This window comes from Lactiplantibacillus mudanjiangensis, assembly GCF_005405385.1.
GTDB classification, from domain to species: domain Bacteria; phylum Bacillota; class Bacilli; order Lactobacillales; family Lactobacillaceae; genus Lactiplantibacillus; species Lactiplantibacillus mudanjiangensis.
Map to the genome: position 1 here is coordinate 294,236 of NZ_BJDY01000007.1, position 15,816 is coordinate 310,051.

General features: G+C 44.0%; 14 protein-coding genes. 7 read left to right on the forward strand and 7 right to left on the reverse strand.

The genetic code is table 11. The annotated features are described in order from the left end of the window. Positions 1-675: 675 nt before the first annotated feature. Positions 676-2,352, reverse strand: a complete 1,677-nt coding sequence (locus FFM84_RS14685; protein ID WP_130846193.1) for a glycoside hydrolase family 13 protein — start codon at positions 2,350-2,352, stop codon at positions 676-678. A 22-nt stretch (positions 2,353-2,374) separates the two neighbouring features. Beyond that, positions 2,375-3,355: a LacI family DNA-binding transcriptional regulator gene (locus tag FFM84_RS14690; protein ID WP_130846194.1), complete on the reverse strand. Its 981-nt coding sequence runs from the start codon at positions 3,353-3,355 to the stop codon at positions 2,375-2,377. Between the two features lie 359 nt (positions 3,356-3,714). Between FFM84_RS14690 and FFM84_RS14695 the strand changes: the two genes are divergently transcribed. The 7 genes from FFM84_RS14695 (at position 3,715) to FFM84_RS14720 (ending at position 10,141) form a co-directional block, all read left to right on the forward strand. Continuing rightward, the gene (locus FFM84_RS14695; RefSeq protein ID WP_130846195.1) at positions 3,715-5,670 is read left to right on the forward strand and encodes a sucrose-specific PTS transporter subunit IIBC; all 1,956 of its coding nucleotides are present in this window, start codon (positions 3,715-3,717) and stop codon (positions 5,668-5,670) included. 17 nt (positions 5,671-5,687) lie between these two features. After that, a complete protein-coding gene (locus tag FFM84_RS14700; protein ID WP_130846196.1) occupies positions 5,688-7,856 on the forward strand; it encodes an alpha-galactosidase in 2,169 nt (722 codons plus the stop codon). 148 nt (positions 7,857-8,004) lie between these two features. Beyond that, positions 8,005-8,199, forward strand: a complete 195-nt coding sequence (locus FFM84_RS16350; protein ID WP_225425336.1) for a hypothetical protein — start codon at positions 8,005-8,007, stop codon at positions 8,197-8,199. 9 nt (positions 8,200-8,208) lie between these two features. After that, positions 8,209-8,385 carry a hypothetical protein gene (locus FFM84_RS16355; RefSeq protein WP_225424707.1) on the forward strand — a complete coding sequence of 59 codons (177 nt, stop codon included), beginning with the start codon at positions 8,209-8,211 and terminating at the stop codon, positions 8,383-8,385. A 17-nt stretch (positions 8,386-8,402) separates the two neighbouring features. Further along, positions 8,403-8,831: an Rrf2 family transcriptional regulator gene (locus FFM84_RS14710; RefSeq protein ID WP_130846197.1), complete on the forward strand. Its 429-nt coding sequence runs from the start codon at positions 8,403-8,405 to the stop codon at positions 8,829-8,831. A 21-nt stretch (positions 8,832-8,852) separates the two neighbouring features. Beyond that, the gene (locus FFM84_RS14715) at positions 8,853-9,263 is read left to right on the forward strand and encodes a nuclear transport factor 2 family protein (RefSeq protein WP_130846198.1); all 411 of its coding nucleotides are present in this window, start codon (positions 8,853-8,855) and stop codon (positions 9,261-9,263) included. A gap of 14 nt (positions 9,264-9,277) precedes the next feature. After that, on the forward strand, positions 9,278-10,141 hold the full coding sequence (locus FFM84_RS14720) for an SDR family oxidoreductase (protein ID WP_130846199.1): 864 nt from the start codon (positions 9,278-9,280) through the stop codon (positions 10,139-10,141). Between the two features lie 955 nt (positions 10,142-11,096). Here FFM84_RS14720 and FFM84_RS14725 read toward each other — a convergent pair. The 5 genes from FFM84_RS14725 to FFM84_RS14745 form a co-directional block, all read right to left on the reverse strand. Beyond that, positions 11,097-11,858, reverse strand: coding sequence for a helix-turn-helix domain-containing protein (locus tag FFM84_RS14725; RefSeq protein ID WP_130846200.1), 762 nt, complete (start codon positions 11,856-11,858; stop codon positions 11,097-11,099). A 301-nt stretch (positions 11,859-12,159) separates the two neighbouring features. Then, positions 12,160-13,911, reverse strand: coding sequence for a thiamine pyrophosphate-dependent enzyme (locus FFM84_RS14730; RefSeq protein ID WP_130846201.1), 1,752 nt, complete (start codon positions 13,909-13,911; stop codon positions 12,160-12,162). A 97-nt stretch (positions 13,912-14,008) separates the two neighbouring features. Next, a complete protein-coding gene (locus tag FFM84_RS14735) occupies positions 14,009-14,431 on the reverse strand; it encodes an Rrf2 family transcriptional regulator (RefSeq protein ID WP_130846202.1) in 423 nt (140 codons plus the stop codon). Between the two features lie 73 nt (positions 14,432-14,504). Further along, positions 14,505-14,894 carry an iron-sulfur cluster biosynthesis family protein gene (locus FFM84_RS14740; protein ID WP_130846203.1) on the reverse strand — a complete coding sequence of 130 codons (390 nt, stop codon included), beginning with the start codon at positions 14,892-14,894 and terminating at the stop codon, positions 14,505-14,507. 265 nt (positions 14,895-15,159) lie between these two features. Then, complete coding sequence (locus FFM84_RS14745; protein ID WP_130846204.1) at positions 15,160-15,624, reverse strand: GNAT family N-acetyltransferase; 465 nt, start codon at positions 15,622-15,624, stop codon at positions 15,160-15,162. Between the last annotated feature and the right edge of the window lie 192 nt (positions 15,625-15,816).

Consider the following 15,816-nt stretch of genomic DNA (forward strand, 5'->3'; position numbering starts at 1 on the left):
TTTCGCATGACCCTCACAGGCCACCGCACTTCAAGTCTCGCTAATAATATTAACAAAACTCTAAACTCGCTAACGGGAGTGCCCGTCAATGCTTAACGAATCCGCTCGGCATTGAATTTTGCATTGTAAGACCATCTTCAATATCAACCATTGACTACCTCACACCAACTGGCAGCTCTCTGCGACAATCGTTTCATATCTACTCATCTTACGCGTTTATATTCAACTGTTTACTTAGTTGTTTATAGTATCACGCTGTTTTTATGATAAGTCAATGGCAAAATTAATTACATTTTAATCAAAGTTAAAAGTTGCTTTTAAACAATTATCGTCGATAAGACCAAAACTAGACTTACTTGCCGCCTTACTGTTCGCCACATTGAGCCGGAACGCTGTGGGCTCACTCTCGGCTACGATCCTAACTAAATTAGCATCCGCATGATAACCGGAGCTAACCAGCGATGACGCCAGCTGTGAAAACATCGTTAGTCCGGATGGTTTTCCCGGGCTTACGATGTGGACGTCTTTTGAGACTGGTGATTTGGGCCAGGCTCAAAAGCGAGGTGGAAGCCCGCACTGTGGCTGGAACCGGTCCCCACAGCAGGCAGAATCGCTGGTTAGCGGAGGTGCCTATTTCATACAATTAAAGTTGCACTCACGATCATAAATAACTGCTCAGCAGCGATACACCTTTGCTTCGTATGGCCGTAGTTTATCAGCCAAGTCATCCGCATAATTACTTAGCAATAATTCAGACGAATCCTTAAGTTCAGCCATGATTGGCCGTTGTACTCGTTGAGCTGTAAAGTTGCATACAACCAACCACGTCTGATCTTGCCAACACCGACGATACATAAAAACGGCAGTATCTGTTGGTAACAATAACTCAAAATCACCTAACGTGACGATTGGCTCTTGATGACGTAAGGCAATTAGCCGCTGATAATGGTACCAGACTGAGTCAGGATCAGCTAAAGCGGCAGCAACATTAATCTCATGATAGTTAGGGTTGACGGCAATCCACGGTGTCACCGAACTAAAACCAGCGTTAAGCTGCTGATTCCACTGCATCGGTGTCCGGGAATTATCCCGCGAACTCGCCGCCAGTCGGGCCATCATATCGGCCTTCGTTAATAACTGCCGGTCATTGACCAAATCTTGATACGCATTTAAGGTCTCGATATCCCGGTAACTCGCCAGCTCTGTAAAGTGCGCGTCGGTCATACCCAGTTCTTCCCCTTGATAAATATAGGGCGTCCCCTGTAAAAGATGTAAACACGTTGCCAACATTTTTGCGGAGCAAACGCGGTAAGCAGGCCGATCATCGCCAAATCGCGATACGGCGCGCGGGGTATCATGATTATTCCAAAACAAACTATTCCAAGCCTGATCATGCAACCCGACTTGCCACTCATTAATGACTCGCTTTAACGCCACTAGTGGCGCTTTGCGGGTGCTCCACTTACCAAATCCATGCTGGCTATTATCCAATCTTAAATGCTGAAATTCAAAAACCATATCTAGTTCTTGCCGATCTTTACCAGCATACTTCAACACATCGGCTGGTGTGACGCCATGCGTTTCACCGACCGTCATCACCTCAAACTGTGCTAAAACTTGCTGATGCATTTCCTTTAAAAACTCATGTACCCGCGGCCCATTAGTCACTTGTGAATCACCGAATTGACTATGTGGTTTCAAGGGGCCATCCGGTAAACCAGGCCGTTTGGAAATTTGGTTGATGACGTCCATCCTAAAGCCATCAACGCCTTTATTCAACCACCAAGTCATCATGCGATAGATTGCCTGCCGCATTTCCGGATTCTCCCAATTTAGATCAGGTTGCTTCGTCGAAAACGTATGCAAGTAGTATTCATTAGTCTGCTCATCGTACTGCCAAGCGGAACCACCAAAGGCTGCATCCCAATTATTAGGTGCACTATCCCCATTGCCAGCCCGCCAAAAGTAGAAGTTACGGTATGGGTTAAGCTTATCTTGGCGACTAGCCTTAAACCAAGGGTGTTCATCGGACGTATGATTAACGACCAGATCCATGATGAGCTTCAGTCCACGCTGATGAGCCGCTGCTAATAAGGCGTCAAAATCCGCCATCGAGCCAAAATCACTAGCGATTTTTTGATAATCACTAATGTCATAGCCATTATCATCGTTCGGTGATTGATAGATCGGATTCAGCCATAAGACATCCACACCTAGCTGTTTTAAATAATCTAAGTGGGCAATAATCCCTTGAATATCACCAATGCCATCATCATTTGTATCCTGAAAACTCCGAGGGTAAATTTGATAAACAACCGCCCGTTGCCACCACTTAATCTGTTCAGTATCCATCTCGCCATAACTCCTTTATGCGTTACGCCGTAATCCCTTTGACTAATTTAACCGGTAGTTGATACATCGGTTCTAAGTCGCATTCGGCATCGGCAATTCGTTGTAATAGTAATGAAACTAGCAATTCACTGATATCCGCTAATGGTTGTTCAATCGTCGTTAAGTCTGGGTGATAGTTACGAATCAACGCCGTTCCGTCGTAACCCACAACTTTAAGGTCATCCGGCACTGACAATTGCAATTGTTTGGCCACGTTAATCGTCAATAATGCCGTCAAATCATCACTACAAAAGACGCCATCATAGTCATTTGCCACCAATATCTTCTTAATCGTCATCATCTTTAAGGCCGGTGACCATTCAAATGGAATTTCATGAAAATGCGGTGTCAGTTGGGCCGTTTTTAAATACGCTTCGTACCCTTCACGCCGGCCATTAGTTGGTGAACCTGCGTGATTCTTACCGGTAAAAATCGCGATTTTCTGAGCGCCGGCTTGATGTAATGCTTGTGTCGCCAATCGACCACCTTGCTGATTATCGGAACTAACAATCGGCACATTATCTGATAAGTACCGGTCAAACGAGATAATCGGCAAGCCGTATTGTTGATACTCCTCAATCCCTAAGTTATGTGCGCCAGCAATAATCCCATCGACTTGATTAGCCATGAGCATCTGTAAATATTCTCGTTCTTTTTGCGGATCATCGGCACTATTGCACAAAATCACTTTATAGTTTTGCGCAAATAATAGCTTTTCAATCCGAGAAACAAGTTCTCCAAAAAAGGGATGGCTAATATCTGAAAAGATCACCCCGATTAACCGCGTTTTCTTGCCTTGCAAGGAACGTGCCATATTATTAGGTTGATAATGCAACTCACGCATCGCTTCAAAAACTTTATCTTTGGTTTTTTGACTTAAATAACCGTGATTATTAATCACTCGCGATACCGTGGTGGCAGAAACACCGGCTAATTTGGCCACATCATTCAATTTTGGTTTCATTTTTTTACCCCGATCATGACTTATTAACAATTGTCCCAGGTACTTTTGGCTCCTAGGACTGCTGTCTACTAGCTAGTCCATCGATTAACTAGTCACTATCAATATAGCATACCGTTATCTCACCACCACGTGCTAATTTAAACACTATTATAAAACCGCTTTCAGTGTTATGTCAAACGTTCGTCATTTTTATTTTAATATTTTATTCAACCGATACTAGTCTGACGCAACTAAGTAATTCGAAGTCAAAATTAAATTATGGTAAACGCTTGACATAATTCGATAACTTGTTATGATTGGACATTGTAAAGCGCTTGCAAAAAAAAACAATACCCAATTATTTTTAAGGAGTGATTCTGATGAACCATGCAGAAGTTGCCAATCGCGTCTTGGCCGCCATCGGTGCGGATAACCTACAAGCCGCCGCGCATTGTGCGACACGACTACGTTTAGTCATCAAAGACGAAAGCAAGATCGATCAAACCGCTTTGGATAATGATCCAGACGTTAAAGGAACCTTTGAAACCAACGGTCAGTACCAAATCATTATTGGCCCAGGCGATGTCGACAAAGTGTATGCTGCCTTGATTGCCAAAACCGGCCTCAAAGAAGCCACTCCCGATGATATTAAAGCGGCGGCTCAAGCTGGTAAAAAGAAAAATCCCTTAATGGACTTCTTAAAAGTCTTATCAGATATCTTTATTCCAATCGTACCAGCTTTAGTCGCTGGTGGGCTCTTAATGGCTTTAAACAACGTTTTAACGGCTGAACACTTATTCATGGCAAAATCCGTTGTTGAAGTCTATCCCGGGCTAAAAGATGTTGCCGATATGATCAACGTCATGGCGGCCGCACCCTTCACGTTCTTACCAATTCTATTAGGCTTTTCAGCCACGAAACGGTTTGGCGGCAATGGTTACTTAGGCGCCACGATGGGCATGATCATGGTCTTACCCTCACTCGTTAACGGTAATAATGTTGCAGCCGTCACCGCAGCTGGCAAAATGACTTACTGGCACGTTTTCGGACTTAACATCGCGCAAGCTGGTTATCAAGGTCAAGTACTACCCGTTTTAGCGGTGGCTTTTATCTTAGCCACTTTAGAGAAATTCTTCCATAAACATATCAAGAGTGCCTTTGACTTTACCTTTACCCCAATGCTCTCAATCATTATTACTGGCTTCTTAACCTTTACGATTGTCGGCCCCGTCTTACGAACCGTCAGTGACTGGTTAACCAACGGCTTAGTTGGCCTTTATAACACCACTGGTTGGGTTGGTATGGGCATCTTTGGCTTACTTTATTCTGCAATTGTGATCACCGGACTTCATCAAACATTCCCAGCCATTGAAACCCAATTACTTGCCAACGTTGCCAAAACTGGGGGTTCATTCATTTTCCCAGTAGCTTCTATGGCCAATATTGCCCAAGGGGCCGCGACTTTAGCGATCTTCTTTGCCACTAAGAGTCAAAAACAAAAAGCTTTAACCTCATCGGCTGGGATCTCAGCGTTATTAGGGATTACTGAGCCCGCCATTTTCGGGGTTAACTTAAAAATGAAGTTTCCATTTGTTTGTGCAGCCATTGCATCGGGGATTGCCTGTGTCTTTTTAGGCCTCTTCCATGTCTTATCGGTAGCAATGGGGCCAGCCTCAGTCATTGGCTTCATTTCAATTGCCTCTAAATCAATTCCGGCCTTCATGTTATGTGCCTTGATTGCCTTTGTACTCGGTTTTGTCTCCACCTTTATTTATGCTAAACGCGTCTTAGGTGATGATGCTGATCCTGTTGAAGCCCCTGTTCAACCTGTCGCGCCAGCAGCGGTTAACGATGAAATCTTAACTGCCCCAATTAGCGGGACTAGTGAAAGCTTACGCGACGTCAATGACCAAGTCTTTTCAGCCGAAATCATGGGCCACGGTGTCGCAATTATCCCAACTAGTGACCAAGTCTTAGCCCCCGCTGATGGTGTCGTGACCGTTACTTACGATAGTCGCCATGCTTATGGGATCAAAACCAACGACGGTGCCGAAATTCTGATTCACTTAGGCTTAGATACCGTTAACTTGAACGGTGACCACTTTACAAGTCAAGTTGAAAAAGGCGCCACGGTTCATCAAGGTGACGTGTTAGGAACCATGGATGTGGCCGCTTTGAAAGCCGCCAATTATGATCCAACCGTCATGTTGATTGTCACCAATACTACTGCTTACGCCAATGTCGAACGACTGCAAGCGACTCAGGTCACGGCTGGCGACAAAGTCTTAGCACTAACGCAACCTGCAAATGGTGGCGTGGCCGCAGCATTGAGTTAACAGGAGGTTATCAGGTTATGCCAGTTACCATTGATCAAACGACTGGTCTCATTCATTTATACAATGATCAGATCAGTTACGTGATTCAGCTTTTGGCACATCGTTACCCGATCCATCGCTACTTCGGTCGTCGTTTAACCACTTGCGATCATCTAGCCCTAACGCCACAACGACCACATGCTTTTGCGGCCGATGCAACTCCTGATTTTCCGTATTCGGTGACCTCGTTGCCATTCGAATACGCAACTATCGGTAGCGGTGATTATCGCCAACCCGGATACTTGATTAAAGATACGCATCAACAATGGTTACCATTACTGACCTATCAAGATTTGACTGTCACGCATCAGCCTTTGAATCCTGCTGAGTTGCCAACAACGGTCGCCGCTACGGAACCGGTAACGACCTTGCAATTACATCTAAGCGATCCAGTAACGGCCTTAAACGTTGATTTGAACTACACCATTTTTGAGCAACGGGCCCTGTTATTACGAAGTACTACCTTTCATAATAACGGTCTGGAAACACTGAGCATTGACCACGCCGCCAGTTTACAATTGGCCTTGCCCACGGCCGACTATCGCGTTTTAACATTGGCTGGCACCCATGCCCACGAAGCCAATCTCGTAACGGCTGAATTGCATCCAGGTATTCAATTGTATCGTAGTCTACGGGGGACGAGCGGTCCACAGCAGCAGCCGTTTACCGCGTTGACCGCCAAGTCTACCACTGAGTTCAGTGGGGAAGTTCTGGCGAGTGCCTTAGTTTGGAGTGGCAATTTCGAAAGTAGTGTTGAAGTTGATCAATATGGGCGAACACGCTTTACTTTAGGCTTAGAACCAACCACATTTAGCTGGCAGCTAAAGCCGCAACAATCGTTTCAAACCCCAGAAGCAGTACTCACTTGGTCCGATCAAGGGCTGAATGGCCTATCGCAAAACTGGCACGCCTTTGCGCAGCAATTGTTGCCAGATGTGCCCGCGGCCCCGTTGGTTTTAAATACGTGGGAAACCATGATGTTCGATGTTTCCGCGGCTAAAGTAACCTCATTCATTGAACAAGCAGCTAGCTTCAAACTGGCAACCGTTGTGATTGACGATGGTTGGTTTACAAATCGACATGGCGAACATGGACAATTAGGCGACTGGGAAGTTGACCGCACTAAATTTCCCGCTGGATTAGCCCCCTTGAGTACTGCGGCTCATCAATTGGGACTGAAATTCGGCTTGTGGGTCGAACCCGAAATGGTCACGATGAACAGTCACTTGTATCAGCAACACCCAGATTGGGTCCTACGATACATCGATCGTGACCCCATCACGGCCCGCCATCAGTTGGTGCTTGATTTATCGCAATCAGTAGTCCGACAACATTTATTGACGACCCTGATTCAACTCGTTAAAACCAATCAGCTGGATTATTTAAAATGGGATTTTAACCGTCACTTGGCACAAGTTGGCAATACCGCGCTTCCGAGTGCTCAACAAGGCGAATTATCCTATCGCTATGTTTTAGGGCTTTATGACTTATTGCGCCGGTTGCGGGCAGCCTGTCCTGAACTCGTGATTGAAAACTGTTCGGCCGGTGGTGGTCGTTTAGACTTTGGCCTGTTAACGTTCACCCCGCAGACTTGGTTGAGTGATCTTACCGATCCGATCGATCGCGCAACGATTGAAAATGGCTTCAGTTATTTATTTCCACCAACCGTTTTCAGTAATCACGTTTCAGCCTCACCCAATGCTCAAAACGGCCGTCAAACAACGTTGATCACCCGGCTCAACTTAAATTGGTGTGGTCAGTTAGGATTCGAATTAGAACTTAAGACACTCTCTAATAAGGAACAGGATCAATTACGGCAACAAATAGCCGCTTACAAAACTTGGTACCCGGCGTTAAGGACGGCCCGTTTTTATCGATTATTACCGTCAGGCACAGCGGTTGCTTGGCTAATCATTAGCGCTGATGCACAACAGGCGATCCTATTCTACTCGCCAGGATTAAGCTCGGCCGTAAAAACGACTAAACAACTACCACTATGTTATCTACCGGATGAGCGTACTTACGCCTTAGCCGATGGGACGACTTATCTAGGGGCCGAGCTCAATCAGTTTGGACTACCGTTAACACCTAGTGCACAAGATTTCACGACTCAACTGATTAAGTTACACGCAGTAACACAAAATTAAAAAGGTATTTCCAAGCAATATTGACTTGGAAATGCCTTTTTAGCATCTGATGTTAAAAAAGATGAATTTATCTGTTGACAATAAAGTAACAGGTCGTTATAGTATTACTTGTGCTTAATAAAGCAACAGGAATTCGAGGTAACTATTTATGACAAAAAACAAACAACGCGCACTTGATTACATGCAAGCTGTCTTCACTGAAAAAGACATGGCTAAAGTTGAAACCTTCTTCGGCAACGATTGGACCCAACATAATCCATCCGTAAAAAACGGCATTCAAGCTTTACGTGACGTTTTGACCGATAACGACATGCATTGGGAACCTAGCATTGTCATGGAATAAGGCGATATTGTGGCCGTTCACGGTCGTTACACAAACTTCTTCGGAAAAACGATGATTGCCGTCGACTTCTTTAGATTTGACGATGATGGCAAAATCAACGAACGCTGGGATGTTTTGCAAGAAGAAGTTCCGGCAAGTCAAACCGCTAGCGGTAACGCTATGTTTCCTATTCAAGCTCATTACTAAATTATTGGAGGTTCGTTATGAAATATTCTTACAAATTAAGCGATGCGATTCATATTTTAGCTTATGTCAGCATCGTTCCAGCTGGCAATCTCAGTAGTGCAACCATCGCTGAAAGCATTGAATCTAACGCTAGCGTCGTTCGCCGCTTAATGGCTAATCTGAAAGAGGCTGGCTTACTCGCAAGTACCGTTGGCGCCGCTAAACCACATTTGGCAAAACCGGCAACCGAAATCACCTTATTGGACGTTTTTAAAGCTGTGGAAACCAATCATGACATCTTACATGTCGATCCACGAACCAATATGGATTGCCCAGTTGGCGCTAATATTCAACAAACATTAAATGAAGCCTACGCGCATGTCCAAAATGCCGCGGAAGCTGAAATGCAAGCCATCACCGTTCAATCGATCATTGATGGTATCCAAGTCCGTCGTCAAGAAGCGTAAATTAAAGGAGATAAAACAACTATGACTAAAGCAACTCAAACACTCAAAACATTCTTAACTGAAATCAGTGCCATGAATATCGAAGCCGTTCAAAATATGTTCGCTGAAAACGTCACTCAATTCGTCCCGTTCGCACCAGCTGGCACCCCCGATAAAATTGAAGGAAAACCTGCAGTGGCCGCTACATTCGGCAGCTTACCACAAATGTTTAAAAACATGGATTACAGTGATATCGAGATTGTCGAAACCAACGATGAACACTTCGCAATTGGTTTTGCCCACGCTGATGCCACCCTCGTTAACGGTTCCCCTTATGATCAAAATTACGTCTTCTACGTTCGGACTAACGACGCGGGTTTGATTGAAGAATATCGTGAATACATGAATCCCGTAAAATTAAATGATGCCATTGCTCAACTAACCGCCAAATAAAGGAGTTCATTAAAATGAAATATGCTATTTCCGCCGCAACTGGCCATCTTGGTCAACTCGTTATCCAGCACCTACTAAAATTAGTGCCCGCAACCGATGTCGTGGCCATCGTCCGAAATCCAGATAAAGCCAAGCAAGTTTTACCAGCAGACATTGAAATTCGCCAGGCCGATTATACAGATGTCACGGCATTAACTAATGCACTCGCTCACGTTGACCGCTTATTATTTATCTCATCGATTCCAGGCACGGCTACTCCACGCCAAGTGCAACATCAAAACGTGGTTCAGGCTGCTCAAGCCGCTAACGTTCATTACATTGCTTACACTAGTTTTGCTAAAGCTGAAACCGCTCAATCACCCTTGTCAGCCGATCATATCGCGACTGAAAAAATGATTAAAGCTAGCGGTATCGCTTATTCATTTTTGCGTAATGCATGGTATTTAGAAAATGAAAGTAGCTATCTAAAAGCTGCGTTGGCTGGCGAAGACGCCGTTTATGCGGCCGGTGACGGTCAGATGAGCTTTGCCCTTGAACGTGAATACGGTGAAGCAGCCGCTAAAGTTCTAGCCAGTTCCACAACTAAAGCGATTTATGAATTCGGTGGTCAACCATCATCTTATGCAGACTTACAAACAGCCCTACACCAAGTTCTCGATACTGATTTTCAGTTTAAGGCCGTCTCTGATGACGATTATCGACAAACCATGTTATCCGCTGGCCTAGATGCTCAATTCGTTGAAGTCTTACTCGCCATGCAAGTGATGATGCGCCACAATGAATTAAACGTGCCAACCACTGATTTAGCTGACGTTCTCGGTCGTCCCGTTACGTCATTAGTTGACGCAGTTAAAGAAGTTTTGAACACTTTAAATTAATTAATAGTCGCTGTTCAAAAATGGATTGACTTGCCACCTGCCGTTCGCCCACATTGAGCCGGAACGCTGTGGGCGGACCGGTTCAGCCAGTGATGGCGCCGGCCGTGAAAATATCGTAAGTCCGGCTGGTTTTCCCGGGCTTACGATATGGACGACTTTTGAGACTAGCGGTTTGGGCTAGGCTTAAAAGCGAGGTGGAAGCCCGTATTTTGGCTGGAGCCGGTCCCCACAGCCGGCAGAATCACTGACTGACGTAGGTGACTATTTTAGTCTATCTTAAGTCAATAGGCTTCTATCGTCAGATTTATCTTTCAATCTTTAGCTCATTAATCAAAGAGAGTCAAGCACATCAACAATTTTGTTGCTGTGCTTGACTCTTTTATTTAGTCTGCCAACTCATCTTGTACCACATATATCCCACTAAACCCTACAACGTTGTTCGACCATCTCAATAGTGCCTTGATTGTAATGTTAAACGTTGGGTCGGCATGACGTTGTTGACAGGATCAGCTGGTACGGGGTATGTTAAACCTAAACTTTGGCGCTTCTCCGATAACTGATTATGCACTCGTTTTGTAGCCACGGAAACCTTATTTTTGGCACCATTGGATAGTTAACAAAACCAAGCATCCACAGCTACTAAGTGTCCCTAGTCATCGGTTCATCACAATATCGTTGTACCATCTCCCATTTTCAATAGTTTTTATTTAATCCCCACATAACTACCCAGTCAGTATGTAACTGCGGTATTAATTATTTAACTAGCATTTATCAGCATCGTACTAGTACGCATATCGCTGTCTGCCTGTTTTGACAACCCCACTTGATGAAAAGTTAACGTATTGGTCACCAATCAGTATACCGAGTTAAACCGGATAAAACGTCAATTTGTATTAAACTAAAATAAGATGATTATAAAAATACAATGTTAACCATCGACCTGATTAACTTCAACTTAATCAAGCTGACTATTTTGTTGCCGATATTCTAATGGGGTCATTCCGATCTCACGTTTAAAGCGTCTTGAGAAATCAGCTGCATCGTAAAAGTTCAGTTCTTCTGCAATTCCCCGAATTGGCAACACACTCGTTAGTAATAGTCGTTGGGCTTCACGGAGCTTTTTCATGTTGATGTAATCGCGAATCGACATTTGCATTTCCGCATTGAATCCCCGCTGAACAGTAACCGGATTACACCGCTTATTCACGTGGGCCACCACATTTTTTACGGTTAATTTATCATATAAATGCGCATTCACATAATAAATCACATCGAGGGTCGATTCCAAGTGATCTGCATAGGCCAAGCCATTTTTTTGCGCTAACTCACCAAAATCTTTAATAATCCGTTCCATCCAAGGCACATACTTTGCCGTGGTTACCGGTAGCGCCAATAATTCTTGATGATAGTGCAGTCGTAAGCGCACGAAGTCATAAATTATTGCGTGATTTTGAATCCCTTCGAATGACAAAACATCGACCAGTGCATGTAGCTGTGCAACCTTATCGGCTGGGGATAACTGATTCAGCAACGTCCGTGAACGTGCTAAGTTTTCTCGTGCAAATTGAATCCCATCGGTTATCCGTCCCGCCCGATAAAAACGAATAAAGTCACGTTCCACGTAGCCGATTAATACTAACGCCTTAGCGCGCTGATCATGCGCGATATAAGATTGCATGGAATCTAAATATTGCGTATATTGCAATTCTGCTGTCAAGACACGACCTCCAAAAAATTTAATGGCTATAAAACGGGAGCTATCTTACCAAAAAGCAACTTAAAAAGCTATCAATAAGCGTAGTCATTCGTATGACAAAGCTTAATTTTAACCTGACATCCTTTAGTTGGTCTAGATTGATGATCGGCCTGACTCGATTAGGCTGACGAGACCTGTTACTTTAGTTGGTCTATCTGTTCAAAAACAGTAACTATTATTTTTTTCTGCTTATCAAAAAAGAGCCCTAGAATGGCTCTTTTTAGTTCGTGCGTTTAAATCATTGTGACTAAAATCATCACAACTATCCGATGGCCTTCATCAATGTACTTAATGCTGGTTGTAACGTTTCATCGACCGCATATTGTTCCCGATAGGCTGTGATCGTTTTGTCATCGAATTGATCAGGATCAACTGGCACAAAACTGGTATCGATCGGATCAACATTTTTAATCTTGGCATCTAAAACAATTGGTAGTTGATTGCCATCTGCTTGTAATTGGGCAATTTTTGCCATCGCTGTTTTTAATTCTGATAAGTTAGTCGCAGTTAGACCAATCGCGCCCATATTTTTCGCCATACCAGCCCAATCGGCCCCGACTAAGTCAATCCCATAAGGCGCTTGACCGGCCGTTAGCTTTTCATGACCGATAAACCCTAATGCTTGGTTTTCTAGCACCACGTTAATGACTGGCAATTGATACTTCACTTCAGTTAAGATATCTGGCATCACCATGGCAAAGCCACCATCCCCAGAAATACTCCAAACTTGTTTGTCTGGATAGCTCAACTTACCAGCCAAACCAGCGGGCATCCCAAAGCCCATCGTGCCATACCAAGCAGACATTGCAAAGCGCTGATCTTGATTGAATGGCAATTGACGAATCGACCATTCCGTATTGTTACCAACATCTAGCCCGAAGACCGCATCATCAGTAGCGGCGGCCTTAACCGCGGCAATCACGCCTTCAGCAGCCAAACCATCATGATCATCGGCAGCTAGTTGGGCCAACCACTTATTCCAGTTCACTTTATCCTGCTTAGCAGCTTTCACGAAAGTCGTTTCTGGTCGCGTCACTTTGGTGGCAGCTAAAGCTTGTAAAAAGTCTCCGGCATCGGCTAGAACCGTCATATCGGCGTCGCGTTGTTTCCCTAAATCAGCTAAATTATTATTAACTTGAATAAATTTAACCCCGGCTGGTAAGAAGCGGGCAAACGGGTAGTTTGTGCCGACAAACAAGACTAAGTCAGCGGCTTGTGACACTTCAAAACCAGGCTTCGTTCCTAAACGACCACGTGACCCCATCAACAATGGATGGTCAGTTGGCATTACACCCGTGGCGGGAACTGTCGTTAAAACGGGTAAATTGAATTGTTCAGCAACTTGAACAACAGCGTCGCGTTGACCACGACCACCTTGCCCGACCCACATAATTGGGCGTTTAGCTTGGGCCAATTGTGTCGCCACTGCTTGAACTGCTACAGGATCCAACGTTGGCTTTTGTGGCACGGTTGCGAATGGTGTTGTCTTAAAGCCATTAAACTCGATTTCTTGACCAGATAGATCGTCTGGCAAAATAACCACTGACACCGATCGAGTCGCATAAGCTGACCGAATCGCTTCGTCAACGACGTATGGAATTTGGTCGGCGTTGGTGACTTGTTTATGGAATTGAGCCACATCAGCAACCATTGGATCTTGATTCATTTCCTGGAAGAAATTGGTATTCATAATCCCAGTGGCTGACTGTCCAACCAAAGCTAGGACTGGAACGTGATCCATCTTGGCATCATATAAGCCATTCAGTAAATGAACTGCGCCAGGGCCCGCTGAACCAAAGCTAACCCCGATCTTACCGGTTAACTTAGCATCGGCCGCTGCTGCTAAAGCGCCAACTTCTTCATGTCGAACCTGAATGTAGTTTAAGTGTTCACGTTCTTCGTATAACCCATCGACGGTATTATTAATCGAATCCGCCGTAATCCCGTATAGGTGATCAATGTCCCAATTTTCTAAAACTTTGGCCAATGCACGGCCCGCTGTCATTTTTGTCATTTGTAAGTCCTCCTAATCAAGATGTGCCGTTTTAAAGCACATCTAAATGTTAAAACAAACACTGGACCCTGTCAAAACTTACGCCCAGCGTTAAAGTTCAAGCTTCTTTTAATAAACTAATATCGTTAATGACATCTTGTAACGTGATTCGTGCCATCCGACCTTCCGCACTACTTTGAATCTCTTGATAATACGTCGTCATGACTTTGGGAATCACACTCCCGACCGGACACGATTGTGAGGTGTCACGATCAACGCTCAATAATTCGCGTCGAGTGCTTACCGCCAGATAAATATCTCTTAATGTGATTTGCACTGGTGAACAGGCCAATTTTGGCTTGGCAATCCCTTTAGTCGATTCCAATAACCCGGCTTTCCGTAACTTGCTCATCATCCGGCGCACCATCGTTGGATCGGTATTTAGACTCGATGCAATCCGATCACTTTTTAACTCATCATTGGTATGTAGTGCCACGTAAGCCAAAATATGCGTGGCATCACTTAATTGCGTATTTGCCATCATTAACACCCCAATTCCATTTCATCGTTGTGTCTAATCATAGCACATCATCATGGTAACTACTGGTTCAAAGCTAACGCGCTGGGTTATTTTTCAAACTAGTCGGATCAGTGAAGTCAATGAAACCGACATTGTCATCAATCATGCCACCTTCACCAGTCAGCTGTAGTGTATTTTGATGCTGATTTAATCTCAACGTCATCTCATGTTGTAAGTCAGAAACCGAATAATCTTTAACCAAAACAGTCCCTAAATTAGATGTTACCTGGGTATTGTAGCCGTCAGTGACCGCATCGGCCGCCACGATATTGACTGTGAATTGCGTCTGCATGTGCAGCATAGCATGTTGTGAAAAGGCACCTACCCCATCTTCGAAGGTTAATAATAACCGTTTATTGTCAGTTAGTTTTGGCGCAATTTTTTCTTTAGCGCTGTTGTCAAAAGTTAAGTGATACGTTGCCATCTTTATCCCTCCAATATGTCGACCTGCTGATACAATTTTTTTAGTGATTGCCAGCTTTAAGTGCACTCATTCAACTAAGAATCTAATTTAATTTGCTATCGTCAAGTAGATCGCTAGTTAATTGATGAGGTTTGGTCACTTGTGCTTTATTTAAGCACAAGTTCATTTTAGTCACTTCATTTTTATTTGTCAACAACCAGACACAGAAAAAATACAGGCCAAACATCTTATGCTTTAACTTTTGACCTGTATTTTGCCTTTTTCATTACTTATTTGCTTTTTTCACCATCGAAAAATTAGCCATGGCAACACTATCGCGAACAACCGTATTTTGCTTGATGACCTGATAACCTTGTGCCATAAAAAAAGGTCGTGCGGTGATGGACGCTGCTGTTTCATACTGACTAACCGGAATAGCTTGTTCCAAAGCAGTCACGAGCTCACGACCAATCCCCTCACCTTGATGATCAGCACTAACATATAATCGATCCAAATAGCCAGTACTAGTCATATCAGCAAAGCCGACTAGTTCATCGTCTTGCCAAGCCGTATATGTTTGATGGTCCAACAGCGTTGCCTGCCATTTAGCCTGAACCGCTGGTGTGTCCGGGCCTAGCCATGCCGTTATTTGTGCCGGCGAATAGTCATGACTATTTACTTTTTGAACCGTTTCACGAAAAAGTTGGTAGGCATCAAAGAGATCTTTAGCCTCATAAGTTTTTAGTCGCATTTAGGTAACTCCTAATTTTCAATCTATTATTATCATTATACAAAAACGAATCAACCTTACTCCTATGAGCTAGCCCTTCAATCGAAGTAACATTCATCATTATCTATAATGACCAAAGTTAATACCTCTAAGGCTTATTTAAACGGCGATAAAACAATGCCCTATATTCTTTACCATAAATCGTTTATTTAA

Bases quoted from the DNA above. Each gene is read 5' to 3' on its own strand.
- FFM84_RS14685 (WP_130846193.1), bottom strand. From the start codon at position 2,352: ATGGATACTGAACAGATTAAGTGGTGGCAACGGGCGGTTGTTTATCAA.
- FFM84_RS14690 (WP_130846194.1), bottom strand. From the start codon at position 3,355: ATGAAACCAAAATTGAATGATGTGGCCAAATTAGCCGGTGTTTCTGCC.
- FFM84_RS14695 (WP_130846195.1), top strand. From the start codon at position 3,715: ATGAACCATGCAGAAGTTGCCAATCGCGTCTTGGCCGCCATCGGTGCG.
- FFM84_RS14700 (WP_130846196.1), top strand. From the start codon at position 5,688: ATGCCAGTTACCATTGATCAAACGACTGGTCTCATTCATTTATACAAT.
- FFM84_RS16350 (WP_225425336.1), top strand. From the start codon at position 8,005: ATGACAAAAAACAAACAACGCGCACTTGATTACATGCAAGCTGTCTTC.
- FFM84_RS14710 (WP_130846197.1), top strand. From the start codon at position 8,403: ATGAAATATTCTTACAAATTAAGCGATGCGATTCATATTTTAGCTTAT.
- FFM84_RS14715 (WP_130846198.1), top strand. From the start codon at position 8,853: ATGACTAAAGCAACTCAAACACTCAAAACATTCTTAACTGAAATCAGT.
- FFM84_RS14720 (WP_130846199.1), top strand. From the start codon at position 9,278: ATGAAATATGCTATTTCCGCCGCAACTGGCCATCTTGGTCAACTCGTT.
- FFM84_RS14730 (WP_130846201.1), bottom strand. From the start codon at position 13,911: ATGACAAAAATGACAGCGGGCCGTGCATTGGCCAAAGTTTTAGAAAAT.
- FFM84_RS14735 (WP_130846202.1), bottom strand. From the start codon at position 14,431: ATGGCAAATACGCAATTAAGTGATGCCACGCATATTTTGGCTTACGTG.
- FFM84_RS14740 (WP_130846203.1), bottom strand. From the start codon at position 14,894: ATGGCAACGTATCACTTAACTTTTGACAACAGCGCTAAAGAAAAAATT.
- FFM84_RS14745 (WP_130846204.1), bottom strand. From the start codon at position 15,624: ATGCGACTAAAAACTTATGAGGCTAAAGATCTCTTTGATGCCTACCAA.